Annotated in this window: 1 protein-coding gene; it reads right to left on the bottom strand. The window is 60.2% G+C overall.

What is annotated here, in order from left to right:
• Positions 1-52: 52 nt before the first annotated feature.
• Positions 53-1,402 carry an MFS transporter gene (locus AB0313_RS22100; protein ID WP_366308490.1) on the bottom strand — a complete coding sequence of 450 codons (1,350 nt, stop codon included), beginning with the start codon at positions 1,400-1,402 and terminating at the stop codon, positions 53-55.
• Positions 1,403-1,479 lie beyond the last annotated feature (77 nt).

Raw genomic sequence — 1,479 nt, 5'->3', positions numbered from 1 at the left:
GAGCGGTTTGTCGTTTCCGCGGTTGGTGCCTTGAATCCTCTTCATGGCGCTGTTATGCCTTGGCGTCTGCCCAGTCGAGGTTGGAGTTGCGTGTCTCGCGGAGCATTAGGGTGCTGACGAGGGCGACCATTGCCACTCCGGATAGAAGGAACCCGACCGAGGTGCTCCCATATGCCGCCGCCAACGACGTGGCCACGATCGGCACAACCGCACCTGAGATCAAGGCACCCATGTTGTAGGAGAAGCCAGCGCCCGTATACCGGTATCGCGTGTGAAAGAGTTCAGGGATGAAGGAGCCCATAGGCCCGTAATTGAGCCCTGAAATGAACATGGTGGTCCAGAGGACGAGAGAGAACCCGGTCACCGTCGCACCGTCCAGGATGTGGAACAAGGTAAGGCTCCATAGGGCGCCGGCTACGTGCGCAATAAGCAGGACTGGTCGCCGTCCGATTCGGTCAGCGAGGACGGCGCCGACTACGACACCAAGGGACAGCACCAGGCCGCTTATGACACCGACAAATAGAACGTCCGTACGCGGCAGCTTCAGAGAATTGACCGCATACACAGTGATGTAAGTGGTGCTGACGAAAAAGAAGGAGTTCGTGGTTAGGCCCACCCCACTGGCGAACAGAGTTTCACGGGGTTGGCGCTTCATGCACTCCAGGAATGGCATCTTGACCACGCCACTGCGCGTCTGCTCCGATTTGAATACCGGAGTTTCGTCCACCTTCAGCCTGACCCACAACCCCACCGCGATCAGCACGATGCTCGCTAGGAATGGGAGGCGCCAACCCCAACTCACAAAGGCCTCGTTGCTCATGCCGAACCCGGTCAAGAGGAACGTTCCGTTGGCGAGCGAGAGCGCGATGGTCCCGCCAAGTAAGGGAAACATCGCCCAGAAACCGCGCTTGCCCTTAGGCGCATGCTCAGTGACGAAGAGCATGGCGCCCGCCCACTCACCACCTGCTGCCAGTCCCTGAACTAGCCTCAGGAGTACCAGAATAATCGGGGCCCAGACACCTATTTGCTCTGCAGTGGGCAGGGCCCCTACCAGGACGGTCGCAAGACCCATCACCAGCAGCGTCGTCACGAGAGTCTTCTTTCGCCCCAAGCGGTCACCCAAATGTCCGAAAAGAATGCTGCCGAAAGGCCGCGCAACGAACGCTGCGCCAAAAGTCGCGATGGACACAACAACTCCCTCGGCCGCCCCGAGCGCGGGGAAGAACATAACCGGAAACACCAGGGCGGCCGCAGTGGCAAAGATCGTGAAATCGTAAAGCTCGATCAGTGTTCCAGAGAAGCTCGCGACTGCCGCGCGGGGACTGCCCCGGCCAGGTGAGCCCGTCTTCACCGGCAAGGCATCGTCTGTGCCAACAGACCCGTGGTGATGGTGCTGATCCATCGGTTCGTTCCTTTCATGCGGAGCAGCGCCTATGCTGCCCGCTGGCTTGGCCAGACACCGCGGAGGCGGACGCCCAG

Origin of the sequence: Pseudarthrobacter sp. NPDC080039 (genome assembly GCF_040702335.1) — a bacterium.
Classification (GTDB): domain Bacteria; phylum Actinomycetota; class Actinomycetes; order Actinomycetales; family Micrococcaceae; genus Arthrobacter; species Arthrobacter enclensis_A.
The sequence above is the reverse complement of the archived record's forward strand: the minus strand, read 5'-3'. Positions and strand labels throughout refer to the sequence as shown.

Excerpts from the sequence above, each read along its gene's own strand:
- AB0313_RS22100 (WP_366308490.1), bottom strand. The coding sequence starts at position 1,402 with ATGGATCAGCACCATCACCACGGGTCTGTTGGCACAGACGATGCCTTG.